The organism is Janibacter sp. UYMM211, from assembly GCF_040547045.1.
In the GTDB taxonomy this organism is placed as follows: Bacteria; Actinomycetota; Actinomycetes; order Actinomycetales; family Dermatophilaceae; genus Marihabitans; species Marihabitans melonis.
In genome coordinates, this window is record NZ_JBEPOY010000001.1 from 313,715 (window position 1) to 338,354 (window position 24,640).

Consider the following 24,640-nt stretch of genomic DNA (forward strand, 5'->3'; position numbering starts at 1 on the left):
GCGACCGCATGGCGACCGATCGCCATACCTCGGCGAAGGGGGGGCAGCGGGTCAGGGGGCAGCGAGGTCAGCGGGTGAGGAGCTCCACGAGGTGGATCGCCTCGCGGTCGGAGAGGTCGGCGACCTGGGTCTGGCAGGAGAAGCCGTCGGCGAGGACGACCGCGTCGGGCGCGGCCTCCATCGCCGGCAGCAGCTGCTGGCGCGCCACCTCGACGGACACCTCGTAATGGCCGAGCTCGACCCCGAAGTTGCCCGCGAGCCCGCAGCACCCGCCGAGCCGCTGCACGGTGGCGCCGGTCCGGGCGAGCAGCGCCTCGTCGGCCTGCCACGTCATCACCGCGTGGTGGTGGCAGTGCGGCTGCGCGACGACGGTGGTGCCGGTGAGGTCGGGCGCGCTCCAGCGGCCCTCGTCCTGCGCCACGACGAGCAGCTCGGCGACGGTGCGCACGCCCTCGGCGACCGAGCGGGCCGTGTCCGTGTCGACCAGACGCGGCAGGTCGTGGCGCAGCGCTGCGGTGCAGCTCGGCTCGAGACCGACGACCGGGACCCCGGCCGCGACCGCCGGCGCCAGCGCCTCGCTCGCCTGCGCGAGGGTGCTCGCCGCCCGGTCGAGCTGTCCGGTCGAGATGAGGGTGAGCCCGCAGCAGCCCCGCTCCGCCGGGACGAAGGGGGTGTACCCCGCCTGCCGCAGCAGCGTCACCGCGGCCTGGCCGACCCGTGGCGAGAAGTGGTCGGTGAAGGAGTCGACGAAGATCGCGACGGGGTGGTCGAGGCCGGCGGCGTCGCCGGCCGGACGGACGAGGCCCTCGCCGTCGGCCCAGGCCCGGAAGGTCTGGCGCGCGAAGGTCGGCAGGTTGCGGCGGGGGTCGACGCCCGCGAGCGGCAGGGTGAGCCGCTTGGCCCCGGGCAGCGAGGTGAGGGCGTTGACGACCCGGGGCATGCGGGAGGCGATCCGCGAGAGCTCCGGCAGCCGGCCCAGCGAGTAGTGCGAGCGCGGGCGCAGCCGCCCGCGGTAGGTCTGGTGGAGCACCTCGGCCTTGTACGTCGCCATGTCGACGCCGGTCGGGCAGTCGCTCGCGCAGCCCTTGCACGACAGGCACAGGTCGAGGGTCTCGTGCACGGCCGGGTCGCGCCAGCCGCCGCTGATCGTCCCGCCGTCGAGCATCTCCTGCAGCGCGCGGGCGCGGCCGCGGGTCGAGTCCTTCTCCTCGCGGGTGGCCAGGTAGCTCGGGCACATGACGGTGCTCGACGTGCCGGCGGCCCGGCACTTGCCGACCCCGGTGCAGCGGTGCAGCGCCTGGCTGAGGTCGCCGTCGTCCTCGGGGTAGGCGAAGGCGAGCCCGTCGCGCGACCGGGTCACCGGGCGGGCGCGCGGGATGCGCAGCGAGGCCTCGGCCGGGTCGGGGTCGACGAGGACACCGGGGTTGAGCAGCCCGTGCTCGTCGAAGGCGTGCTTGACCGCGCCGAAGAGCGAGATGACCTCGGGCGAGTACATCCGCGGCAGCAGGGCGCTGCGGGCGCGCCCGTCGCCGTGCTCGCCGGACAGCGAGCCCCCGAGCGAGGCGACGAGGTCCGCGGCGTCCTCGACGAGCGAGCGGTAGCGGGCCGGGGCGCCCGGCGAGGCGAGGTCGACGTCGAGGCGGATGTGCAGGCAGCCGTCGCCGAAGTGGCCGTACGGCAGCCCGGTGACGTCGTGCTCGGCGAGCAGCGCGTCGAGCCGGCGCAGGTACTCGCCCATGCGCTCGGGCGGCACCGCGGCGTCCTCCCACCCGGCGTGCGCCGGCCGGTCGCGCGGCGAGCGGCTCGACAGCCCGGCGCCGTCCTCGCGGATGCGCCACAGCGCCCGCACCTCGGCCGGGTCGGTGACCACCCGTGCCTCGACGGCCGGGATCTCGGCGACGACGCGGCGGGCCGCGGCCATCGCCTCGCCCTCGTCGGCCCCGGTGACCTCGACGAAGAGCCAGGCGGCCCCCTTCGGCAGGTCGGGGACGGCGGCCGGCCCGCGACGGCGGGCGGTGACCTCGACGATGCGGCGGTCGATGCCCTCGGCGGCCACGGCGCCGAGCCCGCGCAGCAGGTGGGCGACGTCGCCGGCGGCGTAGATGTCCTCGAAGCCGAGCGCGACGAGGCAGGTCGCCGACGGGTCGGTGACGAGGCGGACCCGGGCCTGGGTGACGACGGCGAGGGTCCCCTCGGAGCCGACGAGCATCCGCCCGACGTCGCGGCCGTGCTCGGGCAGGAGGTGCTCCAGGGCGTACCCGCTCACCTGCCGGCCGAAGCGGCCGAGCTCGGTGCGGATCGTCGCGAGGTGGTCGTCGGTGAGAGCGGTGAGGCGGGAGACGAGGTCGTCGGCGCCGGTGAGCGAAGGGGTGCCCCCGACCCCCGTCGTCGTCTCGACGGCGCGGCCGTCGGCGAGCAGCAGGCTCATCGCGGAGATGTTGTCGGACGTGCGCCCGTAGCCGAGCGCGCGGTTGCCGCAGGCGTTGTTGCCGATCATCCCGCCGATGACGCAGCGGGTGTGGCTGCTCGGATCCGGGCCGAAGCGCAGCCCGTGCTGACGGGCGCTCGCCTGCAGCGTGGCGTGCACGGTGCCGGGCTCGACGAGCGCGGTCCGGCTCTCCGGGTCGACCTCGAGCACCCGCCCGAGGTGACGGCTCGTGTCGACGACGATGCCCGGGCCGATCGCGTTGCCGGCGCACGAGGTGCCCGCACCGCGTGCCGTGAGGGGCACACCGGTGCTGCGGGCGACGGCGAGCGCCGCGGCGACCTCGTCGGTGTCGCGGGGCAGCACCACCGCACGCGGGGGCACGCGGTAGATCGAGGCGTCCGCCGCGTACATGCCGATCGACAGCGGGTCGGTCCGCACGTCGGCGATGCCGGCACGGCGCAGCTCGGCCCCGAGGTCGTCCAGGCTCACGCTCATGCGCGCCATCCTCTCCCGGACCGCGGGACCGGCCCCAGCCGGTCCCGCAGCGTGGTCACGCCCCGCGGACCATCGACTCCTTGCCGGAGCCGAGGACGGTGAGCGGCGGGAGGGTCTTGCCGGTCGGGCCGACCTCGATGTCGGTGCCCATCTGCGGGCACACGCCGCAGTCGAAGCACGGGGTCCAGCGGCAGTCCTCGACCTCGGTCTCGTCGACCGCGTCGAGCCAGTCCTGCCACAGCCACTCCTTGTCGAGCCCGGAGTCGATGTGGTCCCAGGGCAGGACCTCGCTCTCGCCGCGCTCGCGGGTGGTGTACCAGTCGACGTCGACGCCCGTGCCGGCCAGGCCGCGCTCGGCGCCGGCCATCCAGCGCTCGTAGGAGAAGTGCTCGCTCCAGCCGTCGAAACGACCGCCGTCGCGCCACACCTCCTCGATGACCCGGCCGATACGGCGGTCGCCGCGGCTCAGCAGGCCCTCGACGATGCCGGGCTTGCCGTCGTGGTATCGGAAGCCGATGGAGCGCCCGTAGCGCTTGTCGGAGCGGATCGCCTCGCGCAGCTTGGCCAGGCGGGCGTCGGTCTCCTCGGCGGAGAGCTGGCTGGCCCACTGGAAGGGGGTGTGCGGCTTGGGCACGAAGCCCCCGATGGAGACGGTGCACCGGATGTCGTTGTGCCCGGCGACCTGACGACCGGTCTCGATGACGCGCTTGGCGACCTCGGCGATCTGCAGGACGTCCTCGTCGGTCTCCGTCGGCAGGCCGCACATGAAGTACAGCTTCACCTGGCGCCAGCCGGCGCCGTAGGCGGCGGAGACGGTCTTGATGAGGTCGTCCTCGGTGACCATCTTGTTGATGACCTTGCGGATCCGCTCGGACCCCCCTTCGGGCGCGAAGGTGAGCCCGGAGCGACGACCGTTGCGGGTCAGCTCGTTGGCGAGGTCGATGTTGAAGGCGTCGACGCGGGTCGACGGCAGCGACAGGCCGGTGTTCGTGCCCTCGTAGCGGTCGGCCAGGCCCTTGGTCACCTCGGCGATCTCGGAGTGGTCGGCCGAGCTCAGCGAGAGCAGGCCCACCTCCTCGAAGCCGGTGGCCTGCAGACCCGCCTCGACCATCTCGCCGATGCCGGTGATGGAGCGCTCGCGCACCGGGCGGGTGATCATCCCCGCCTGGCAGAAGCGGCAGCCGCGGGTGCAGCCGCGGAAGATCTCGACCGACATCCGCTCGTGGACCGACTCGGCGAGCGGGACGAGGGGCTTCTTCGGGTAGGGCCACTCGTCGAGGTCCATGACCGTGTGCTTGGCGACCCGCCACGGGATGCCGCTCTCGGCGGGCGCGACGCGCTGGATGCGCCCGTCGGGCAGGTAGGACACGTCGTAGAAGGCCGGCACGTACACGCCACCGGTCTCGGCGAGACGGCGCAGCAGCTCCAGACGGCCGCCGGGCGAGCCCTGGGCCTTCCACGCGCCGATGATGTCGGTCGCCGCGAGCACCGCCTCCTCGCCGTCGCCGACGATGGCGGCGTCGATGAAGCCCGCGACGGGCTCGGGGTTGAAGGACGCGTGACCGCCGATGAGGACGATCGGGTCGTCGTCGGTGCGGTCGGCCGCGTGCAGCGGGATGCCCGCGAGGTCGAGCGCAGTGAGCATGTTCGTGTAGCCGAGCTCGGTCGAGAAGGACAGCCCGAAGACGTCGAAGTCGCGCACCGCGCGGTGGCCGTCGACGCTCAGCTGGGGCACCTCGTGCTCGCGCATGAGGGCCTCCATGTCCGGCCACACCGCGTAGGTGCGCTCGGCGAGGGCGTCGTCGCGCTCGTTGAGCACCTCGTAGAGGATCATGACGCCCTGGTTGGGCACGCCCACCTCGTAGGCGTCGGGGTACATGAGGCACCACCGGGTCGTGAGGTCCTCGCCGCCGGGGCCGCGTCCGCCGCAGTCCCAGTCCTTGACCGTGGAGTTCAGCTCGCCCCCGACGTACTGGATGGGCTTGCTGACCCGCTCGAGCAGCGGCTCGAGGTCGGCGAAACGAGACTGTCCAGACATGGGTTCCAGGGTAGGTCCCGCCCGCCACCAGCCCAAACGGCCGCCGACGAAGGGGTGTCGTCCCCCCTTCGTCGTCGTCGCACCACTGCGTCTGCCGAGTCGAAGAAGGATCGTCACCTCGAGGTGACGATCCTTCTTCGAACCAGCGAGGGTCGGGCGTCAGCCGGCGTACATGCCGTCGATGTCGCCCTTGAACTTGTCGGCGACGACGCGGCGGCGCAGCTTCAGGCTCGGGGTGAGCTCGCCCTCCTCGACGGAGAGGTCGCGGCCGAGGATGGTGAACTTGCCGATCCGCTCCCACTTGTTGAGACCAGAGTTCAGCTCGTCGATGTACCCCTGCACCATGTCGCGGGCCTGGGCCGAGGAGACGACCTCCTGGTAGGTGGCGTCGCCGAGGCCGTTGGCCTGCGCCCACGGCTTGATCGCCTCCTCGTCGAGGGTGACGAGCGCGGTGACGAAGTGACGCCCCTCGCCGTGCACGAGCAGCTGCCCGACGTAGGGGCACAGGCCCTTGAAGGTCGACTCGACCTGCGAGGGGGCGACGTACTTGCCGTTGCTCGTCTTGAAGAGGTCCTTCTTGCGGTCGGTGATCCGCACGAAGCCGCGCTCGTCGATCTCGCCGATGTCACCGCTGTGCAGCCAGCCGTCGGCGTCGAGCGTCTCGGCGGTCGCCTCGGGGTTGTCGTGGTAGCCCTGCATGACGCCCGGGCCGCGCATGAGCACCTCGCCGTCCTCGGCGATGCGCACCTCGGTGCCGATGAGCGGCCAGCCGACGGTGCCGGTGCGCTGGGCGTACGGGCGGTTGACCGTGGCCGCAGAGCTCGTCTCCGTCATGCCGTAGCCCTCGAGGATGGTCAGGCCGGCGCCGTTGAACCACTGCGCGATGTCGGTGTTGAGCGCCGCCGAGCCGGAGATGAAGAAGCGGATGCGCCCGCCGAAGCGGTCCCGCACCTTCGACAGGACGAGCTTGTCGGCCACGGCCAGCTGGGCCTTCTGCACCGGGCTGAGCGAGCGCCCCTCCTGCTCGGCGTCGGCCCGGGCCCGGCCGAGGTCGGAGGCCCAGCGGAAGAGCTTGAGCTTGGCTCCCCCTTCGGCCTCCATGCCCAGGCTCACCCGGGCGTAGACCTTCTCGAAGATGCGCGGGGCGGCAGCCATGAAGGTCGGCCGGACGACCGCGAGGTTGTCGACGATCTTGTCGATCCGCCCGTCGACGGCGGTCGACATGCCGGTGGCAAGCGTGAGCATGAGCAGCTGCTTGCCGAAGACGTGGGCGAGCGGCAGCCACAGGTACTGCACGTCGTCCTGCGTCATCATCCCCGTCGCGGTCGTCGCCGCACCCTGGTAGGTCCACGCCGAGTGCAGCAGGCGCACGCCCTTCGGACGGCCGGTCGTGCCGGAGGTGTAGATGATCGTCGCGAGCGAGTCCGGGCCGGTGCCCTCGATGCGCTCGTCGACGACGCCGGGGGTGGCCTCGAGCACGGCCTGCCCGCGCTCCTCGAGCTCGTCGAGGGTCACGACCCAGTCGTCGCGCTCGACGCCCTCGGGGTCGACGACGACGACCGTGCGCACGTCGGGGATGACCTCGCGGACCTCGCGCAGCTTGGCCACCTGCTCGGCGTCCTCGGCGATGACGACGACGGAGCCGGAGTTGTCGAGGATGTACGCGACGTCGTCGGCGATGGTCGTCGGGTAGATCGTCGTCGTCGCCGCACCGGCGGCCATGATCGCGAGGTCGCCGAGCACCCACTCGATGCGGGTGCTGCACGCGATCGCGACCCGCTCCTCGGCCTCGACCCCGAGGTCGACGAGACCGGCGGCGAGGCGCCACACGCGGTCGCCGAGCTGGGCCCACGTCATCTCGCCCCAGGCGACGCCCTCGGGGTAGCTGTAGGCGGCGCGGTCGGGGGTGGCGGCGATCCGCTCGCGCAGCAGGTGGCCCACGCTCGGGGCCGGGTTCGCCAGCACAGCGGCGTCGTACGTCTCGTCACTGGGCAGGTTGACGTGGGTCGCGCTCAACGGGGGGCTCCTCGATAGCAGTCGGCCCCCGGCGCCGTCGACGGGGGTCTGTGATGCACGACCTTCGCATCTGGAGGCGCCGCTGTCACGGGTTCGCGCCCGAAAGTTGCCGCGGAGTGACCCGATCCGCCTCCGGGACAGCCGGATCGGGGCTCAGCGCTCGCGCGGTGCGGCCGACACGACGAGCGCGATCGCGAGCCAGCAGGCGAACATCGAGCTGCCCCCGTAGCTGAGGAAGGGCAGCGGCAGCCCGGTGACCGGCATCACCCCGAGGTTCATCCCGACGTTCTCGACGACCTGCACGCCGAACCACGTCGCGACGCCGACGCACACGAGCCGCCCGAAGTGGTCGGCCCGCGCGGCGGCGAGCCCGATCCGGGCGACGAGCAGGCCGTAGAGGGCGATGATCACCGCCCCGCCGAGGAAGCCGAGCTCCTCCCCCGCGACGGAGAAGACGAAGTCGGTCTCCTGGAAGGGGATCCGGCCCGACTGCGTGAGCTCGCCCGCCCCCAGGCCCGACCCGAGCAGCCCGCCCGAGCCGATCGCCTCGCGCACCTGCTGGGTCTGGTAGCCGATGCCGAGCGGGTCCGCGCTCGGGTCGAGGAAGGTCGTGAGGCGGTCGCGCTGGTAGCCGCTGAGCACCGGCGTGGTGAAGGCCGCGAGCACGGCCCCGCCGGCGACGAGCGCGAGACCGGCGAGCCAGGGCCACCTCGCCCCCGAGGCGACGAGCACCCCGACGGACAGCGCGAGCAGGACGAGGGCGGAGCCGAGGTCGGGCTGGGCGAGGACGAGCAGGACCGGCACGCCGACGACGGCACCGGAGACGAGGACGTCGCGCGTCGTCGGCGCCCGGCCGCGCTCGGCGGCGTCGGCGAGGACCATCGGCAGCGCGACGCACAGCGCCACCTTCGCCAGCTCGGAGGGCTGGACGGACAGACCCACCGGCAGCTCGACCCAGGACCGCGAGCCGTTGACGGTCGAGCCGAGCGGCCCGAGGACGACGACGAGCGCGGCGACGCTCAGCAGGTAGAGCACCGGGGCCAGCGCGCGCAGCGTGTGCCGGTCGAGCCGCAGGAGGGCCCCGGCCATGACGAGCCCGACGGCGAGGTTGACGAGGTGCTTGACGAAGACGGTGGAGCCCGCCTCGGCGCGGGTCGCCGAGCCCACGAGGAGGGCGCCGACGAGGCTGAGCACGAGTGCGGTGACGACGAGGACGACGTCGCCGCGCAGGAGCAGCTCGCGCACTCGCCCGCCCGGGCGCCGGCTGCCCGGGCGCCGGGCGGTCGCGGTCGGGCTCATCACGCGGCCGCGACGATCAGGGCGCGGTGACGCCGAGGACGGCGCGGGTGCGCTCGACGTCGGTGCTCATCGCGTCGAGCAGTTCGTCGACGGAGGAGAAGCGCAGCGTCGGACGGATCCGCTCGACGAGCTCGACGCCGACCTGCTCGCCGTAGAGGTCGAGATCGGTGCGGTCGAGGACGTAGGACTCGAGGACACGACGGACCCCGTCGAAGGTGGGGTTGGTGCCGACCGAGACGGCGGCGGGCAGGCGCCGGTCCGGGTGCCCCTCGGGCAGCCCGCGACGCACGAGCCAGCCGGCGTAGACGCCGTCGGCGGGCAGGATGCCCAGGCTGTCCTGGCTCATGTTCGCCGTCGGGTAGCCCAGCTCGCGCCCCCGGTGCTCGCCGTGGACGACCTCGCCGACGACCCGGTGCGGGCGGCCGAGGATCTCGCCGGCGGCCGCGACGTCGCCCTCGGCGAGGAGCCGGCGCACCGCGGAGGAGCTCCAGCGCTCGCCGTCGCCGACGTCGTCGATGACGACGACCTCGAAGCCGTGCTGCTCGCCCAGGGTGCGCAGCAGGTCGACGTCGCCGGTGTAGCCCCGGCCGTACCCCTTCGTGTCCGCGCCGACGACGAGGCAGGTGGCCCCGAGACCCTCGACGAAGGTGGAGACGACGAAGTCCTCGGCGGTGGTCTGGGCGTACTCCCAGGTGAAGGGCACGACGAGGACGCCGTCGACGCCCAGCTCGCCGAGCAGCTCGTCGCGCAGCGCCCCGGGGGCGATGAGCTCGGGCGCCCGCTCGGGGTGCAGGACCTCGACGGGGTGGGGGTCGAAGGTCACCGTGACGGTCGGCAGACCGCGCTCACGACCCTCCGCGAGGAGCCGGTCGAGGATCGCGCGGTGGCCGCGGTGGACGCCGTCGAAGTTGCCGAAGGTCGCCACGCACGGACGCAGGGCGTCCGGGGTGGCCTCGGGAGTGGTCCATCGCTGCACAGCAGCACACTCTACGAAGTCGAGGGGCAGCACGCCGCGCCCGCCCGCCCTCAGCTGCCGGCCGGGGCGAGGACGACGTGCGCCCGCACCCTCGCGCCGGACTCGTCGAGCACCGCGACGAGGGTGCCGTCGGGCCCGATGGCCGCGACCGGCTCGGTGCGCCCGGGCTGCTCCGAGTCGATCCGCTGGCCGTACCCGAGGGCCCGGGCCTGGGCCTCGTCGAGCCGCCGCACGGCGAGCGAGGCGGCCGCCGCGTCGGCGAGCGGGACGAGGGGCATGCTCGCCTGGAGGTCCTCGGCACGCGCGGTGAGCTCGGCGAGGTCCTCCGCGTCGTCGAGGTGGTAGCCGCCGACGCGGGTGCGGGTGAGGGCGGTGAGGTGGCCCCCGACCCCGAGCGCCTCGCCGAGGTCGCGGGCCAGCGCACGGATGTAGGTGCCCGAGGAGACGACGGCGCGCACGTCGAGGTCGACGACGGCGGTGCCGTCGTCGGCGGTCGCAGCACGGCGGTCGAGGACGACGAGCTCGGAGACCGTCACCGGGCGAGCTGGCAGGTCGACCTGCTCGCCGGAGCGCACCCGGGCGTAGGACCGCTCGCCGTCGACCTTGATCGCGCTCACGGAGCTCGGCACCTGCTCGATGTCGCCGGTGAGGGCCGCGACCCCCTGCGCGACCGCGTCGTCGGTCACCGCGGCGGCGTCGACGCTCGCGGTGACCTCGCCCTCGGCGTCGTCGGTGACCGTGCGCTGCCCGAGCCGGATCGTCGCCGTGTACTCCTTGTCGCACCCGACGAGGAAGGTCAGCAGCTTCGTCCCGCGCCCGACGCCGATGACGAGCACGCCGGTGGCCATGGGGTCGAGCGTGCCGGCGTGTCCGACCTTGCGGGTGCCGTACAGCCCGCGGCAGCGGGCGACGACGTCATGGCTGGTCCAGCCCGCCGGCTTGTCGAGGACGACGAGACCGTCGCCGGCGAAGGGGCGACGCGGGCGCGAGGCGGGGCGGCTCACCCTTCGCTCTGGTCCGCGTCCTCGCGGGGCTTCTTGTACGGGTCGGGCTCGCCCGCGTACTGCGCGCCGGTCGCGCTCTGCGCGAGCTGCTCGTCGCGCTCGCGGGTCTGGCGCAGCACGTCGTCGAGGTGCGACGCGGTCTCGGGCAGCGCGTCGGGGATGAGCTCGAGGGTCGGGGTGAGCCGGATGCCCAGCTGGCGGCCGACGAAGGAGCGCAGCTTGCCCTGGTTGGCCTCGAGGACACGTCCGCTGCGCTCGCGCTGGGCGTCGTCGCCGAAGACGGTGTAGAAGACCGAGGCGTGCTGGAGGTCGCCGGTGACACGGACGTCGGTGATCGTCACGAAGCCGAGGTCGGGGTCCTTGACGATCGACTCGAGGTTGCCGGCGATGACCTCCTTGATGCGGTCGGCGATCTTGCGGGCGCGGGCCGGGTCAGCCATGAGGGCACCTCCGTGAGTCGGGACAGGACGAGGACACGGTATGCGATCGCGCGTCCCGCACGGGCACCGGTCAGTAGTCGCCCGGGACGTCGTAGAGGCCCGGGATGGTGCCGAGCAGGCCGGCGACGAAGGCGGCCGCCACGAGGAGCAGCCCGGTGCCGCCGAGCACGGCCCCCGCGACGAGGAGCGGGCGGTGGCGCGAGTCCTCGGCCCCGCGTGCCTGGGTGAGGCCGACGACGGCGGCGACGAGCGCCGCGACGGGGAAGATCCAGCCGATGAACCAGCAGCAGCAGGACGCGGGGATGCCGACGATGCCGAAGACGATCGAGACGATGCCGAGGATCTGCGGGGCCGGGGTGCCCGGGCTCTGTGCGCCGCCGGCTTGGGCGTAGGGGGTGCCGGGCACGTGCTGCGCCCCGTACGGGACCGGTGGGTGGGCCGCACGGGGAGGCACCTCCGGGTACGGCACGTCCGGGCGCGCCGGTCGGTCGTCGCCCGGGACCCCGCCGGGCTCTCCCGGCCCGGGCGGTGGCGGCGGTGGTGTCGTCATGTGCTCCCCCGTCTCAGGTGACGACGCGCCCCGCCCGCGGGAGCGGACGGGGCGCGTCGACGAGCAGCCGCAGGTGGCGGCAGCCGCTCAGTAGTTGTACGTGGCGTTGAGGTCGATGACCCCGGCGGCGACGAGGATCCAGTACAGGACCGCGATGACCAGGCCGAGGGCACCGGTGGCCAGACCGACGGTGATGAAGGTCTTGAGGTCCGGGCGCGGGTGGGTCTTGGTCTGGTTACGGGCGATGAAGCCCGTGACGAGCGCGACGATCGGGAAGATCGGCAGGGCCCAGCAGCAGCACAGGACGACACCGACGATGCCGAAGCCCATCGAGACGAGGGCGAGGATCTTCGTCGAGTCGCTGCCGGACTTCGGGGCGCCGTACTGGTTCGGCGCGCTGCCGTAGGGGTTGCCCTGCGGGGCGCCGGGACCGGAGCTGCCGTAGGAGGCGCCCGGGGCGCTCGGGTAGGACGAGCCGGAGGGGCCGGACGGGGGCGGGGTGGAGCCGGAGCCGGGCGTGGAGCCGGAGCCGGGCGTCGAGCCCGAGCCGGGCGTCGAGCCGGAGCCGGGCGTCGAGCCCGAGCCCGAGGGGTACGGCGACGAGCCGGTCGGGTCGTAGGGCTGGTTGCCGCCGCTGCCGGGCGGAGGAGGAGGCGTGGTCACGAGGATCCCCTGAGAGGTGTTGACGGACACGGTCGGTCGTGCTGCCCGGAGTCTAGGGGCCCACCTGGCCCGGATCGGCGAAGAGCGCGGGCGGCGCGTCCCCCCCGCAGCCGGACCACCTAGCCTGGGGGCCATGACCACCGGACGGCTCCCCGTCGTGAGGGCCGTCCGCAGCCTGGCCCTCACGACGAGCGCTGTGGGTGCCGGGCTCCTCGCCCACTGGCACGCTGGCGGGACCACGCCCCACCCGGTCGCGCTGCTCGTCCTGCTCCTCGTGCTCACCGTGCCGGTGGCGCGGCTCAGCGCACGGCGGGTCTCCCCGGCCGTCGCGACCGTGGTGCTCGGCGCGGGCCAGGGTGCGATCCACCTGCTCGGCGCCCTGGGGGGCACCACCTCCTCGCACGCGTCGTCGCACGGCGGCCACGAGGTCGTGCACCTCGGGCCGCTGCCCGCCGGCTCGACCGACGGCGGCGGGCTGACCATGCTCGGGCTGCACCTCGTCGTCACGCTCGCCCTCGCTGCCCTGTGGTCGCGCGGCGAGCAGGCCCTCTTCGCCGTCGTGCGCCGGCTGCGCCCGCCGGCGCTCCCCCGCTGGTCGGTGCCAGGAGCACCGGCGGTGCTCGTCGCGGTCGTCGCGCCGCGAGCGCGCAGCCTGACCCGGTGGCACCCGAGCCGGGCCCCACCTCTCCCTGTGAGCTGATCCCCCTTCGCGCCTCCCGGCGCACCACCGGACGCACCCCGTGCGCCCGGCCCTGCCCGCACGCCGCGGGCCCCATCGCTCACAGGAGAAGACACCCATGCGCACCACTCACCGCCGCGCCCTGCGCGCGCTCGTCGGCCTCGCCGCCGTCACCACCCTCGCCGCCTGCGGGTCGGGCAAGACGACCTCGACCACGACGGCCTCGTCCTCCTCGGCCGCCTCGACGTCCACCCCGTCCCTCACCGTCACCGACGGCTGGGTCAAGGCCGTCGACGCCTCGCAGGACATGACCGCCGCCTTCGGCACGCTGACGAACACCGGTGACGAGGACGTCGTCATCACCGGCGGTCGCTCCGACCTCGCCGGGATGGTCGAGGCCCACGTCATGAGCAAGGACGAGAACGGCGCCATGGTCATGGAGGAGGCGAAGGACGGGCACACCGTCCCCGCCGGGGGCGAGCTCGAGCTCACCCCCGGGGGCGCCCACCTCATGCTCATGGACCTCTCGAGCGACGTCGTCGCCGGTGAGGACTACGTCGTCACCGTGACGACGGCGGACGGCCAGGAGGTCGACCTCACCTTCGCCGGCCGGGAGTTCTCCGGCGCCGAGGAGGAGTACGCGCCCGACATGCCCGGCACGTCGCACGACGGGCACGACGGGCACGGCGAGACCTCGGCGACGTCGAGCTCGAGCCGATGACCCCCGGCTCCTCCGGGGGCCACGGGCTGCGTCGTCGGACCCTGCTCGGGTCCGGCGTCGGCGCCGCTCTCGCCGGCTCGGCGGCCGTGCTCACGGCCGCCGGCCCGGCGGGGCCGGTCGCAGCCGCGGCCGAGCAGACGTCACCCGGACCGCGGACCGTCGCCTTCTACGGCGACCGCCAGGCCGGGGTGACGACGCCCCCGCAGACCCACACCCGGTGGGTCGCCCTCGACCTGGCCCGTGGCAGCGACCTCGCCGACCTGCGCCGCGTGCTGCGGATGTGGACGCAGGACCTCGCCCGGATCACGCAGGGCGTGCCGCCGCTGGCCGACCACACCCCGGAGCTGACCCTCGATCCCGCTCACCTCAGCGTGACCGTGGGCCTCGGGCGCAGCGCCTTCGCCCGGCTCGGACGGCTCGACCTCGCGCCGCCGTGGCTGCGCGACCTGCCCTCCTTCGCGACCGACGCGCTGCACGACCGCTGGAGCGGGGGCGACGTGGTGCTCCAGATCGGGTCGAGCTCGCTCGAGGCCACGGCCCGCGTCCAGCGGGCTCTCGTGCGGGCGGCCGGCTCGACGACGACCTCGCGGTGGACCCAGGCCGGGCACCGCGGCCCGTCGCCCGAGCCGTCGTGGGCCACGCAGCGCAACGCCTTCGGCCAGGTCGACGGCACCGTGCAGCCGGCCGTCGACGGGCTCGACGACGACCTGCTGTGGCGCGACGCGAGCAGCGGGGCGTGGGAGCACGCGAGCACGCTCGTCCTGCGCCGGGTCGCGATGAACCTCGACACCTGGGAGCAGCTCGACGGGCACGCGAAGGAGGCGGCGATCGGCCGCCGCCTCGCCGACGGCGCCCCGCTCACCGGCGGCGGGGAGCGCACTCCCCCGGACCTGCACGCGACGGACGCCGACGGCCTCACCGTCATCGACCCGTCGTCGCACATGGCCCGAGCGATGCCGCGCGAGCCGTGGGAGCGCTTCCTGCGCCGGCCGTACTCCTTCGAGCTGCCCGGGGCCGACGACGTCGGCACGCTCACCCGCGCGCAGACCGCGCGCTCGGCCCACGGCCTGCTCTTCGCGGCCTACTGCGCCGACGCCCACCGCCAGTACGTGCCCGTCCAGCGCCGCCTCGCCGAGGCCGACCTGCTGAACATCTGGACGGTCACCACCGGCTCGGCGCTCGTCGCGGTCCTGCCGGGGGTGCACCCGGGCGAGGCCCTTGGCGAACGGGTCCTCGACGGCTGAGCCGGCCCGGGCACGACGAAGGGGTGACCCTCCCGCGTGGGAGGGTCACCCCTTCGTCGTGATGATCCGGGCGCGTCAGGCGCGCGGCTTCTCGCGCATCTCGTAGGTGGCGATGAGGTCATCGAGCTGCAGGTCGTTGTACGACCCGAGGTTGATGCCGCACTCGAAGCCCTCGCGGACCTCGGTGACGTCGTCCTTGAAGCGCCGCAGACCGGCGATCTCGACGTTCTCCGCCACGACGACACCCTGGCGCGTGATGCGCGCCTTCGTTCCGCGCTTGATCTCGCCGCTGCGCACGATGGAGCCGGCGATGTTGCCGAACTTGCTCGAGCGGAAGATCTCGCGGATCTCGGCGGTGCCGAGCTCGACCTCCTCGTACTCCGGCTTGAGCATGCCCTTGAGAGCCTGCTCGATCTCCTCGATCGCGTTGTAGATGACCGAGTAGTACCGGATCTCGACGCCCTCGCGCTCGGCGACCTCGGCGTTCTGGCCCTCGGCCCGCACGTTGAAGCCGATGATGATCGCGTCGGACGCCATCGCGAGGTTGATGTTGTTCAGCGTGATCGCGCCGACGCCGCGGTCGATGATCCGCAGGTCCACGTCGTCGCCGACGTCGATCTGCAGCAGCGCGTCCTCGAGCGCCTCGACCGAGCCGGACACGTCGCCCTTGAGGATGAGGTTGAGCGTGTCGATCTTGCCGGCGGCGATGACCTTGTCGAGGTCCTCGAGGCTGATCCGCTTGCGCGCCTTGGCCAGCGAGGCCTGACGGTCCGCGGCCTCGCGCTTCTCGGCGATCTGGCGCGCGGTGCGGTCGTCCGGCGCGACGACGAAGGTGTCGCCGGCGCGGGGGACGCTCGACAGGCCGAGCACCTGGACCGGACGGGACGGGCCCGCCTCGTCGAGGGTGTTGCCGTGCTCGTCGAGCAGCGCACGGACGCGTCCGTAGGCGCTGCCGGCGACGATCGCGTCACCGACGTGCAGGGTGCCGGCCTGGACGAGGACGGTGGCGGTCGCGCCGCGGCCCTTGTCGAGGTTGGCCTCGATCGCGACACCACGGGCGTCACGGTCGGAGTTGGCCCGCATGTCGAGCGCCGCGTCGGCGGTGAGCAGGACGGCCTCGAGGAGGCTGTCGATGTTCTGCCCCTGACGGGCGGAGACGTCGACGAACATCGTGTCGCCGCCGTACTCCTCGGCGATGAGGTTGTACTCGGTCAGCTGACCGCGCACCTTCATCGGGTCGGCGCCCTCGACGTCGATCTTGTTGACGGCGACGACGATCGGCACGTCCGCGGCCTGGGCGTGGTTGAGCGCCTCGATGGTCTGCGGCATGACGCCGTCGTCGGCGGCCACGACGAGGATCGCGATGTCGGTGACCTTCGCACCACGGGCACGCATGGCCGTGAAGGCCTCGTGACCGGGGGTGTCGATGAAGGTCAGCGCACGGTCGACGCCCTCGTGCTCGCGGTGGATCTGGTACGCACCGATGTGCTGCGTGATGCCACCGGCCTCGCCGCCCTGGACGTCCGCGTTGCGGATCGCGTCCAGGAGGCGCGTCTTGCCGTGGTCGACGTGACCCATGACGGTGACGACCGGCGGACGCGGCGAGAGGTCCTCGTCCTCCTCGTCGGCGATGCCCGTCTCCAGGTCGATGTTGAAGGAGTCGAAGAGCTCGCGCTCCTCCTCCTCCGGCGAGACGATCTGGATGTCGTAGCCGAGCTCGGCGCCGACCAGCTCGAAGGTCTCCTGGTCCAGCGACTGCGTGGCCGTGGCCATCTCGCCGAGGTTGAAGAGCACCGTGACGAGCGACGCCGGGTTGGCGTTGATCTTGTCGGCGAAGTCGGTCAGGGACGCACCCTGACGCACGCGGACGACCGTCGTGCCGTCGCCCCGGGGGACGATGACGCCGCCGATCGACGGCGCCTGCATCTGCTCGAACTCCTGGCGCTTCGCACGACGGCTCTTGCGCTGCTTGTTGCGACCGCCACCGCGACCGAAGGCACCCTGGGTGCCGCCACGACCGCCGGGACCACCGCGGTAGCCGCCGGGACCACCGCCACCGGGACGACCGGGGCCACCCGGGCCACGACCGGCGGCGCCACCACGGGCACCGGGACCGCCGCGGGGGCGCTCACCGGGACGCGCGACCGAGCTGCTCGCCGGCATCATGCCGGGCGTCGGGGCACCCGGACGGGGACCGCCCGGACGCGGGCCGGCCGCACCGGCGCCGGCACCCGCCGCGCCACCGGGGCGCGGGGGACGCTGACCCGGACGAGGCATGCCCTGGGCGGGGGCGAAGGGGTTGTTGCCGGGACGGGGGCCGCCGGAGCCGCCACCGCCGTCACGACGGGTCCCCATGCCCTGCGAGGAGGCGAAGGGGTTGTTGCCGGGGCGCGGCGCACCGCCACCACGGGTGCTGCCCGAGCGCGGAGCGGCGCCGGGGCGACCGCCACGGTCACGGGCGGCAGGCGCCTCGGGACGGCTGGGGCGCGGACCCGGGGTCGGACCGCCGGCGGCGGGACGGGCCGGGGCCTCGGGCTGGCTGGGGGCCGGGCGCGGGCCGGGCGTGGCGCTCGGCTTGTCCGCGGGCGCAGCCTGGGGCGCCGGGCTCGGCGCGGGGGCCGGGCTCGGGGCCGGAGCCGGGGCGGCGGGTGCCGACTCGGCGGGCTTCGGGGCAGCGGGGGCCTCGGCCGGCGTGGGGGCCGCCGGGGCGGGAGCTGCGGGGGCAGGGGCCGCCGGGGCCTTCGGACCCGGACGGGGGCCGGGCGAGGGGGCAGCACCGGACGCGGGCTTCGCGGCGGGGGCGGACTCCTTGGCGGCGGACTTCTTGCCGGCCGGGGCGGCCGGGGGGTTCTCCTGGACCCGGCGCACGACCGGGGCCTCGATGGTCGAGCTCGCGGACTTCACGAACTCGCCCATCTCCTTCAGATGCGCCAGCAGATCTTTGCTGGACACGCCGAGCTCCTTGGCGAGCTCGTGGACACGGACCTTAGCCACGTTTCTCCTTCTCCTGGTCCGCGTCGATTAGAAGAAGGCGCGGACCGTCGTCAGTGCAGGGGGATGCTCATCGCTGAGTACTCATCGGGTGCTCATCAGCGTCAAACCCGCTCTCGGTGTCTGTTCGGACGGTTCATCGCTGCGCGTGGTCTGCGACCCAGGACCGCAGGTCGTCGATCCCTCCGGGGCTGCAGCGCAGCGCCCGGGCGAAGGCCCGGCGACGTACGGCGAGGTCGAAGCACCGGAGGTCGGGGTGGAGCCATGCCCCACGTCCCGGCGCCCGGCGGCGCGGGTCCGGCACGAGGACGGTCAGACCGTCCGGGTGCGTCTCCGCGACAACTCGCAGCAAGATCGACCGGCTATCCGTGCCGCGGCACCCGATGCAGGTCCGCAAGGGACCCGAAGGGGCAGCCGGAGCCCGGAGTCCAGTCCGGTCGGTCTCCCCAAGTCTAGCGCGTCCGCCCGCGGCGTCAGGCACGCCCCGCCTCGGGCGCCCCGGAGGGGGCGGTGTCGGGACGGATGTCGATGCGCCAGCCGGTGAGCTTGGCGGCCAGACGGGCGTTCTGCCCCTCCTTGCCGATCGCCAGGCTCAGCTGGTAGTCGGGCACGATGACGCGCGCCGAGCGCAGCGTGGGGTCGACGACCTCGACGGACTGGACCTTCGCCGGCGACAGCGCGGCGGCGATGAAGTCCTGGGGACGCTCCGAGTAGTCGACGATGTCGATCTTCTCGCCCTGGAGGTGGTCCATGACCGCCCGGACGCGCTGCCCCATCGGACCGATGCACGCCCCCTTCGCGTTGAGACCGGGCACCTTGGAGCGCACGGCGATCTTCGTGCGGTGGCCGGCCTCGCGGGCCAGGGCCGCGATCTCGACGCTGCCGTCGGCGATCTCGGGGACCTCGAGGGCGAAGAGCTTGCGCACGAGGTTGGGATGGGTGCGCGACAGGCCGATCTCCGGGCCGCGCATGCCGCGACGCACGGAGACGACGTAGGTCCGGATCCGCTCGCCGTGGACGTAGCGCTCCCCCGGCACCTGCTCGGCGAGCGGGAGGATGCCCTCGACGGTGCCGAAGTCGACGGTGACGTGGCGCGGGTTGGGGCTCTGCTGGATGACGCCGGCGACGATGTCGCCCTCGCGGCCGCGGAAGTCGCCGAGGACCGCCTCGTCCTCGACGTCGCGCATGCGCTGGACGATGACCTGGCGGGCCGTCGCGGCGGCCACCCGGCCGAAGTCGGAGGGGGTGTGCTCGAACTCGGGACCGACCTCGCGGCGCAGCCGCGGACGGACGGGCTCGCCGTCCTCGCCGACCTCGCCCTCGGGGGCGGGCTCCTCGACGACGGTCTCCTCGCGCGCCCACACGACGACGTGGCCGTGCTTGCGGTCGAGCTCGACCCGGGCGTGCTTGTAGGCGCCCGGGGTGTGGTGGTAGGCGCCGAGGAGCGCGGCCTCGATCGCCTCGACGAGCACGTCGAAGGGGATGTCGCGCTCGCGCTCGACCGCCCTCAGGGCGTGGATGTCGATGTCCATGGGTGTCCTACCTGCTCTCGTCGGGCTGCTCGGGCTGGTCGCTGGGCGACTCGGTCTCGTCCGCGTCCGGACGGCTGAACTCGACCTGGACCCGTCCGCGGGTGATGTCTGGGAGGGGGATCTCGACCTCGCTCGCCGGCGTCTTGCGCTCGGCGGGGATCTGCAGGCGAAGGGTGCTCGGCGTCACCTCGAGGACGCGGCCGGTGACCGGTCCCCCGTCGGTGCGCTCGACCTCGACGAGCCGGCCGAGGTTGCGGCGCAGGTGCTCGGGGGTCGTCAGCGGGCGGCTCACCCCGGGGGTGCTCACCTCGAGGGTGTAGGGCTGCGAGCCCAGCGCGTCGCCGGCGTCGAGGACGTCGCTCACGGCACGGGTGGCGTCGGCCACCTCGTCGAGCGAGAGGGGCTCCACCGGGTCGGTCCCGCCGAGCCCGTCGAGGGCGCGGTCGACGGTGACCCGGACGACGCGACGACGCCCGGCCGGCGTCACGGTGACGTCGTCGACGACGACGTCCGCCCCCAGGGCGGGCGCGACCAGCTCGCGCAGATCGTGCTCAAGGCTCATGGGTGGGCCTTCCGTGTGAAGTTGAGGGGCCGGGCTGGCTGGTCACTCTAGCCCGGGAGCAGGGCGCCGCGCACGCCGCGACGGCGCGCTGGCGGTCCGGGAGCAACCCACCGGCCGTGGCAGCATGGCCCGGTGCCCGTGACCCCTTCGCCCTCCCGCCGAGCCCTCCTGCTCGGGACGGTCGCGGCGGTCTCGCTCGGCGGCTGCGGCGTCCGGCTCGAGGACGACGCCCCCGACATCCCGATCCTGCCCCGGCGCACCCCGGTGCCCGGCGAGGTCCCCCTGCTCGCCCTGCTCAGCTCGTTGTCGCACGAGAGCGCCGACGACAGCGTGCCGCAGGGCTCGGCCCCCGCGCGGGCGCAGGTGCTGCGCGCCTCGCTCGTCGAGCTCGAGGTGCCGGCGCGCGAGCTCGACGACGCCGAGGCGCGCGTCCCGACGTGGGGCGAGGGCGAGGACGTCGCCGTCTACGAGAGCGCGCTGCGCGAGTGCCCGCCCGGGCTCGTCCAGCAGGTCGGCAGCATGGCCGTCGGCCGGGTCTTGCGCGGTCCCGCGCGGCTGTGGGGACGCGACAGCGCGGCGGCGTGGTCGAGCACCGACGCGGCCGTCTCGGCCGCCGCCGACACCCGGGCCGCGACGTGGGTGCTCACCGTCGCCGCTGCGAAGGCCTCCGGCGCGGAGCAGACCCGGATCACCGACCTCGTCGACGACCTCGACGACCTCCTCGCCCGCCAGGTGAGCGCCGGCGAGGACGACGGCAGCCGCGCCCCGCTCGGCTACGACCTCGAGGCGAGCACGCGCACCCCGCAGGCTCGCCGCGAGCTCGCGGCGACGGTCCTCGACCGGATGGCCGGCCGACTCGTCGCCCTCCTGCCCGATCTCGCGCAGGACCGGGACGCCGCGCACGAGGTCGTCACGTGGGCCGCCCGGGTCTACCGCCTCGGTCGGCCCTGGGGGGTCACGGTCGACGAGCTGCCGGGCTTCGGGTCCTGAGCCGGGTGGAGCTGCCCCCGGCCCTCGTCGAGGGTGTGCGCGGGCTCGAGCCCGACGGCGGCCCGAGCGGCGCCGACTGGGTGGACGCCCTGCCTGCCCTCCTCACCGCGGTGCTCGAGGACTGGGGCCTCGCGCCCGACGGCCCCGCGCGTCACGGACGGACGGCGCTCGTCGTGCCCGTCGCGGGCGCGGACCTCCCGCGCGGCGCCGCGCTCAAGCTCGTGTGGCCCCACGCCGAGGCGGCGACCGAGCACCTCGCGCTGCGCCGCTGGGACGGCGACGGCGCCGTCCGGTTGCTGCGAGCCGACCCCTCGCGCGGCGCGCTGCTCCTCGAGCGGCTGCCCGACGAGGACCTCACCCAGATGTGGGACGAGCAGGCCTGCGAGGTCGTCGCCGAGCTCTACGGCAGGCTGCACGTCGCGCCCTACCCGCAGGCCCCGCGGCTGTCGACGTGGCTCGCGCACCAGTCCGAGGCGCTCGCCGCGTCCGGCGACGTGCTCCCCCGGCGGCTCGTCGCCCGGGCCCGCTCGCTCATGACGCAGATCGCGCAGGACCCCGCCTGCGACGCGACCCTCGTGCACACGGACCTCCACTTCGAGAACGTGCTGTCCGACGGCACCGACTGGGTGGCGATCGACCCCAAGCCGATGGCCGGGCACCCGGCCTTCGAGATCGCGCCGATGCTGGGCAACCGCACCGACGAGATGGGCACGGGGTCCTCCCTTCGCTACCTCGTCCGGCGCCGCGCCGAGGTGCTCTGCGAGCGCTCCGGGATCGCGTGGGAGCAGGCCCGCGACCACACGGTCGTGCGCGAGTGCGTCACCGCGATGTGGGCCGCGCAGGCGGGCGACCGCGACCGCGTCTCGCTCGCGATGTCGCTTGTCAAGGCGCTCGAGGACTGACCCGCGCCTCACGGACCCGTGGCGGTCCCCCTTCGCCCGCTGAGCAAGACTTCCCCCGGCTCGGCACGAGTCTCGAACTCATGCTCACCGGGGGTTTATCGGGTGACCCGAGAAACCTGTGGCTGGTGGGGCGCCCCCGGAGCCGCCCGCACCCTTGGTCATCGTTCTGGACCGATCACCTGACCTCGTGCGTCGTCACCGAGCCCGGCGGGACGGGCTCGTCCCAGTCGACGTCGCGGTGCGACGTCGAGCGCAGCCACGCCAGGGCCGCGCGGATCGTGTGCTCGTGGCTGACGACGACGAGGTGCTCGGGCTGCTCGAGCAGGGCCGGCGCCAGCCAGGCACCCACCCGCTCGAAGACGTCGTACATCGACTCGCCCCCGCCCCAGCGCACCTCGCTGACGTGCTCTCCCTCGGGCACCGGCTCGGCGCGCAGCGTGCGCGCCTCGCGCCCCTCGAGGTCGCCGAGCGACTGCTCGCGCAGCCCCGGCTCGTGGCGCACCGAGGCCGTCCAGCCGGAGGGGCGGAGGGCGACGGCGAGGACCTGCGCGGTCTCGAGCGCGCGGCGCAGGTCGCTCGACCACAGCCACAGCGAGCGCTCCCCGCGCGGCACCCCGATCCGGGAGCCGAGGGTGAGCCCGGCTCGCGCGGCATCGGCCCGACCGGTCGCGGTGAGCTCGGCCTGGTCGGCGCCGCAGTAGGCCCCCTGGACCCGCCCGTCGCGGTTCCACGTCGACTCCCCGTGGCGGACGAGGTGCACGTGCGTCGGGCTCACGCGGGTCACGCTAGCCGCGGACCGTAGGGTGGCGCCTCGTGAGCGGGCTGCTGGTCACCGGGACCTCGTCGGACGCGGGCAAGTCGCTCGTCGTGACGGGGCTGTGCCGCGTGCTCGCGCGCCGTGGCCTGTCGGTCGCGCCCTACAAGGCGCAGAACATGTCGAACCACTCGATGGTGTGCCGCGACGGCTCGGAGATCGGGCGGGCCCAGCACCTCCAGGCCCAGGCGGCCGGGGTCGAGGCCACCTCCTCGATGAACCCCGTGCTGCTCAAGCCGGGCAGCGACCGACGCGCCCACGTCGTCGTCCGGGGCCGCCCCGCGGGCGAGCTGCGCGCCGGCGAGTACGCGACCGGTCGGGCCCATCTCGCACAGGCGGCCTTCGCCGCCTTCGAGGAGCTCGCGCAGACCTACGACGTCGTCGTGTGCGAGGGCGCGGGCTCGCCCGCCGAGATCAACCTGCGCGCCGGCGACTACGTCAACCTCGGCCTGGCCCAGCGCTTCGGGCTGCCGACGGTCCTCGTCGGCGACATCGACCGCGGCGGCGTCCTCGCCGCCCTCTACGGCACATGGGCGCTCGTCTCCGACGACGACCGGCCCCTGCTCGCCGCCTACCTCATCAACAAGTTCCGCGGCGACGCCTCCGTCCTGCAGCCCGGCCTCGAGGAGATCACCCGCCGGACCGGCATGCCCTCGCTCGGGGTGCTCCCCTGGCTGCACGACGTGTGGCTCGACTCCGAGGACTCGCTGTCGATGGGTGCGTGGGGCGACGCCGACGACGGCGTGCCCGACGACGCCCGCCTGTCGGTCGCGGTCGTGCGCCTGCCGCGCACCTCCAACGGCACCGACGTCGACGCCCTCGCTGCCGAGCCCGGCCTCGACGTGCGCGTCACGGTCGACGCCGACCTCGCCCGCGAGGCCGACCTGCTCGTCCTACCGGGCTCGCGCGCCACGACCTCCGACCTCGCCTGGCTGCGCCGCACCGGTCTGGCCGACGTCGTGCGCGACCGCGCCGCTCGCGGCGCTCCGGTGCTCGGCATCTGCGGCGGCTACCAGATGCTCCTCGACGAGGTCGTCGACGACGGGGTCGAGGGCGACGGGGCGGGGGGCGAAGGGGGCGCACCGTCCGGGTCCGTCGCAGGCCTGGGTCTGCTGCCCGGTCGCGTCGTCTTCTTCGAGGACAAGGTGCTCGACCGCCCCACCGGCCGCTGGCGCGGCCACGACGTCGAGGGCTACGAGATCCACCACGGGGTCGTCACGCCCGAGGGCGGCGAGGACTTCCCCGGTGGTCACGCCGTCGGGCCGGTCATCGGCACGATCTGGCACGGCACCCTCGAGTGCGACGGCTTCCGCCGCGAGCTGCTGCGCGAGGTCGCCGCGACGACGGGCTCCCGGTGGGCCCCGCAGGCGGGGGCCTCCCCCTTCGCCGCGCGACGCGAGCAGATGATCGACGTGCTCGCCGACGCGATCGAGACCCACGTCGACGTCGACGCCGTCCTCGCCCTCGCCCAGGAGATCCGATGAGCACCCGCCGCATCCACGTCATCGGCATCGGGGCCGGCTCGCCCGAGCACGTCACCGCCGAGGCGGCCGCCGCGCTCGCCGAGGTCGACGTCTTCCTCGTCGCCGACAAGGGCGAGACCAAGGACGAGCTCGTCGCGCTCCGCCGCTCGATCTGCGAGCGCTTCGTGCCCGCTGACCACCCCTACGAGGTCGTCGCGGTGCCCGACCCGCAGCGCGGTCCCGACGCCGCCCGCGACGGCGCGCAGTACGCGAAGGGGGTGGCCGACTGGCACGCCGCCCGCACCGACGCGTACGTGCGGGTCGTCGAGGGGCTGCCGCCCGAGGCGGTCGTCGGCTTCCTCGTGTGGGGCGACCCGGCCTTCTACGACAGCACGATCCGGGTCGTCGACGCGATCGGCGAGCGGCTCGCGACGACGGTGCGGGTCATCCCGGGGATCTCGGCCTTCCAGGCGCTGGCCGCCGCGCACGGCGTCGTCCTGCACCGGGTCGGCGAGCCCGTGCACATCACCACCGGGCGTCGGCTCGTCGACGACTGGACCCGCGCGGGCGAGGCCGGGCTCGACCTCGGCACCGTCGTCGTCATGCTCGACGGGCACCTGCGCTGCCGCGAGCTCGTCGCCACCGCCCCCGCGACGACGATCCACTGGGGCGCCTACGTCGGCATGCCTCAGCAGGAGCTGCGATCCGGCCGCCTCGACGAGGTGATCGACGAGGTCGTCGAGCTGCGGGCCCGGCTGCGCGCGGAGCACGGCTGGGTGATGGACGTGTACGCGCTCACGCCGGCTCGGCCCTAGGTCTCGAGGCTCCTCGCT

General features: G+C 74.1%; 21 protein-coding genes. 7 read left to right on the forward strand and 14 right to left on the reverse strand.

Going from position 1 to position 24,640, the window contains the following annotated elements; genetic code table 11:
• Positions 1-67 precede the first annotated feature (67 nt).
• The 9 genes from ABIB53_RS01420 to ABIB53_RS01460 form a co-directional block, all read right to left on the reverse strand.
• On the reverse strand, positions 68-2,923 hold the full coding sequence (locus ABIB53_RS01420) for an FAD-binding and (Fe-S)-binding domain-containing protein (RefSeq protein ID WP_354586826.1): 2,856 nt from the start codon (positions 2,921-2,923) through the stop codon (positions 68-70).
• Positions 2,924-2,978: 55 nt separating this feature from the next.
• Positions 2,979-4,961, reverse strand: a complete 1,983-nt coding sequence (locus ABIB53_RS01425) for a TIGR03960 family B12-binding radical SAM protein (protein WP_354586827.1) — start codon at positions 4,959-4,961, stop codon at positions 2,979-2,981.
• A gap of 159 nt (positions 4,962-5,120) precedes the next feature.
• Entirely contained in the window at positions 5,121-6,977 is a 1,857-nt protein-coding gene (locus tag ABIB53_RS01430) for an AMP-dependent synthetase/ligase (protein ID WP_354586828.1), read from the reverse strand.
• A gap of 153 nt (positions 6,978-7,130) precedes the next feature.
• Entirely contained in the window at positions 7,131-8,276 is a 1,146-nt protein-coding gene (locus tag ABIB53_RS01435; protein WP_354586829.1) for an FtsW/RodA/SpoVE family cell cycle protein, read from the reverse strand.
• Positions 8,277-8,292: 16 nt separating this feature from the next.
• Complete coding sequence (locus tag ABIB53_RS01440; protein WP_123092813.1) at positions 8,293-9,252, reverse strand: bifunctional riboflavin kinase/FAD synthetase; 960 nt, start codon at positions 9,250-9,252, stop codon at positions 8,293-8,295.
• 50 nt (positions 9,253-9,302) lie between these two features.
• Positions 9,303-10,256 carry a tRNA pseudouridine(55) synthase TruB gene (truB, locus tag ABIB53_RS01445; RefSeq protein ID WP_354586830.1) on the reverse strand — a complete coding sequence of 318 codons (954 nt, stop codon included), beginning with the start codon at positions 10,254-10,256 and terminating at the stop codon, positions 9,303-9,305.
• Complete coding sequence (gene rbfA, locus ABIB53_RS01450; protein ID WP_068274885.1) at positions 10,253-10,696, reverse strand: 30S ribosome-binding factor RbfA; 444 nt, start codon at positions 10,694-10,696, stop codon at positions 10,253-10,255. Before rbfA ends, truB begins: the two co-directional genes overlap by 4 nt.
• Positions 10,697-10,766: 70 nt before the next feature.
• Complete coding sequence (locus tag ABIB53_RS01455; protein ID WP_354586831.1) at positions 10,767-11,246, reverse strand: hypothetical protein; 480 nt, start codon at positions 11,244-11,246, stop codon at positions 10,767-10,769.
• Between the two features lie 87 nt (positions 11,247-11,333).
• On the reverse strand, positions 11,334-11,939 hold the full coding sequence (locus ABIB53_RS01460; RefSeq protein ID WP_354586832.1) for a DUF4190 domain-containing protein: 606 nt from the start codon (positions 11,937-11,939) through the stop codon (positions 11,334-11,336).
• Positions 11,940-12,042: 103 nt separating this feature from the next.
• Between ABIB53_RS01460 and ABIB53_RS01465 the strand changes: the two genes are divergently transcribed.
• From ABIB53_RS01465 to ABIB53_RS01475, 3 genes are all read left to right on the forward strand, one after another.
• Positions 12,043-12,609, forward strand: a complete 567-nt coding sequence (locus ABIB53_RS01465; protein WP_123092809.1) for a hypothetical protein — start codon at positions 12,043-12,045, stop codon at positions 12,607-12,609.
• 97 nt (positions 12,610-12,706) lie between these two features.
• Positions 12,707-13,309 carry a copper chaperone PCu(A)C gene (locus tag ABIB53_RS01470; protein WP_354586833.1) on the forward strand — a complete coding sequence of 201 codons (603 nt, stop codon included), beginning with the start codon at positions 12,707-12,709 and terminating at the stop codon, positions 13,307-13,309.
• Complete coding sequence (locus ABIB53_RS01475) at positions 13,306-14,553, forward strand: Dyp-type peroxidase (protein WP_354586834.1); 1,248 nt, start codon at positions 13,306-13,308, stop codon at positions 14,551-14,553. Before ABIB53_RS01470 ends, ABIB53_RS01475 begins: the two co-directional genes overlap by 4 nt.
• A 75-nt stretch (positions 14,554-14,628) precedes the next feature.
• On the opposite strand, the gene infB is transcribed toward ABIB53_RS01475, so the two are convergent.
• The 4 genes from infB to rimP all read right to left on the reverse strand — a co-directional run bounded on the left by infB (position 14,629) and on the right by rimP (position 19,638).
• Positions 14,629-17,547, reverse strand: coding sequence for a translation initiation factor IF-2 (gene infB, locus ABIB53_RS01480; RefSeq protein WP_354586835.1), 2,919 nt, complete (start codon positions 17,545-17,547; stop codon positions 14,629-14,631).
• Between the two features lie 133 nt (positions 17,548-17,680).
• Positions 17,681-18,025, reverse strand: a complete 345-nt coding sequence (locus ABIB53_RS01485; RefSeq protein ID WP_354586837.1) for a YlxR family protein — start codon at positions 18,023-18,025, stop codon at positions 17,681-17,683.
• Complete coding sequence (gene nusA, locus ABIB53_RS01490; protein WP_123092806.1) at positions 18,018-19,076, reverse strand: transcription termination factor NusA; 1,059 nt, start codon at positions 19,074-19,076, stop codon at positions 18,018-18,020. Before nusA ends, ABIB53_RS01485 begins: the two co-directional genes overlap by 8 nt.
• Before the next feature lie 7 nt (positions 19,077-19,083).
• Positions 19,084-19,638 carry a ribosome maturation factor RimP gene (gene rimP / locus ABIB53_RS01495; RefSeq protein ID WP_068274869.1) on the reverse strand — a complete coding sequence of 185 codons (555 nt, stop codon included), beginning with the start codon at positions 19,636-19,638 and terminating at the stop codon, positions 19,084-19,086.
• A 132-nt stretch (positions 19,639-19,770) separates the two neighbouring features.
• Here rimP and ABIB53_RS01500 point away from each other — a divergent pair, with 132 nt between their 5' ends.
• Both ABIB53_RS01500 and ABIB53_RS01505 read left to right on the forward strand, forming a co-directional pair.
• Positions 19,771-20,628: a hypothetical protein gene (locus ABIB53_RS01500; protein ID WP_354586838.1), complete on the forward strand. Its 858-nt coding sequence runs from the start codon at positions 19,771-19,773 to the stop codon at positions 20,626-20,628.
• Positions 20,629-20,633: 5 nt separating this feature from the next.
• A complete protein-coding gene (locus tag ABIB53_RS01505) occupies positions 20,634-21,530 on the forward strand; it encodes an aminoglycoside phosphotransferase family protein (RefSeq protein ID WP_354586839.1) in 897 nt (298 codons plus the stop codon).
• Between the two features lie 175 nt (positions 21,531-21,705).
• Here the strand turns inward: ABIB53_RS01505 and ABIB53_RS01510 are convergent, their stop codons facing one another.
• Positions 21,706-22,305 carry a histidine phosphatase family protein gene (locus tag ABIB53_RS01510; RefSeq protein WP_354586840.1) on the reverse strand — a complete coding sequence of 200 codons (600 nt, stop codon included), beginning with the start codon at positions 22,303-22,305 and terminating at the stop codon, positions 21,706-21,708.
• Between the two features lie 38 nt (positions 22,306-22,343).
• On the opposite strand from ABIB53_RS01510, the gene ABIB53_RS01515 reads away from it, so the two are divergent.
• Together ABIB53_RS01515 and cobF are read left to right on the forward strand one after the other, a co-directional pair.
• Positions 22,344-23,828, forward strand: a complete 1,485-nt coding sequence (locus ABIB53_RS01515) for a cobyric acid synthase (RefSeq protein WP_354586841.1) — start codon at positions 22,344-22,346, stop codon at positions 23,826-23,828.
• On the forward strand, positions 23,825-24,622 hold the full coding sequence (gene cobF / locus ABIB53_RS01520) for a precorrin-6A synthase (deacetylating) (protein WP_354586843.1): 798 nt from the start codon (positions 23,825-23,827) through the stop codon (positions 24,620-24,622). The genes ABIB53_RS01515 and cobF overlap by 4 nt, the downstream gene beginning before the upstream one ends.
• Positions 24,623-24,640 lie beyond the last annotated feature (18 nt).

Excerpts from the sequence above, each read along its gene's own strand:
- nusA (WP_123092806.1), bottom strand. The coding sequence starts at position 19,076 with ATGGACATCGACATCCACGCCCTGAGGGCGGTCGAGCGCGAGCGCGAC.
- ABIB53_RS01465 (WP_123092809.1), top strand. The coding sequence starts at position 12,043 with ATGACCACCGGACGGCTCCCCGTCGTGAGGGCCGTCCGCAGCCTGGCC.
- ABIB53_RS01425 (WP_354586827.1), bottom strand. The coding sequence starts at position 4,961 with ATGTCTGGACAGTCTCGTTTCGCCGACCTCGAGCCGCTGCTCGAGCGG.
- rbfA (WP_068274885.1), bottom strand. The coding sequence starts at position 10,696 with ATGGCTGACCCGGCCCGCGCCCGCAAGATCGCCGACCGCATCAAGGAG.
- ABIB53_RS01475 (WP_354586834.1), top strand. The coding sequence starts at position 13,306 with ATGACCCCCGGCTCCTCCGGGGGCCACGGGCTGCGTCGTCGGACCCTG.
- rimP (WP_068274869.1), bottom strand. The coding sequence starts at position 19,638 with ATGAGCCTTGAGCACGATCTGCGCGAGCTGGTCGCGCCCGCCCTGGGG.
- ABIB53_RS01455 (WP_354586831.1), bottom strand. The coding sequence starts at position 11,246 with ATGACGACACCACCGCCGCCACCGCCCGGGCCGGGAGAGCCCGGCGGG.
- ABIB53_RS01435 (WP_354586829.1), bottom strand. The coding sequence starts at position 8,276 with ATGAGCCCGACCGCGACCGCCCGGCGCCCGGGCAGCCGGCGCCCGGGC.
- ABIB53_RS01470 (WP_354586833.1), top strand. The coding sequence starts at position 12,707 with ATGCGCACCACTCACCGCCGCGCCCTGCGCGCGCTCGTCGGCCTCGCC.
- cobF (WP_354586843.1), top strand. The coding sequence starts at position 23,825 with ATGAGCACCCGCCGCATCCACGTCATCGGCATCGGGGCCGGCTCGCCC.
- ABIB53_RS01420 (WP_354586826.1), bottom strand. The coding sequence starts at position 2,923 with ATGAGCGTGAGCCTGGACGACCTCGGGGCCGAGCTGCGCCGTGCCGGC.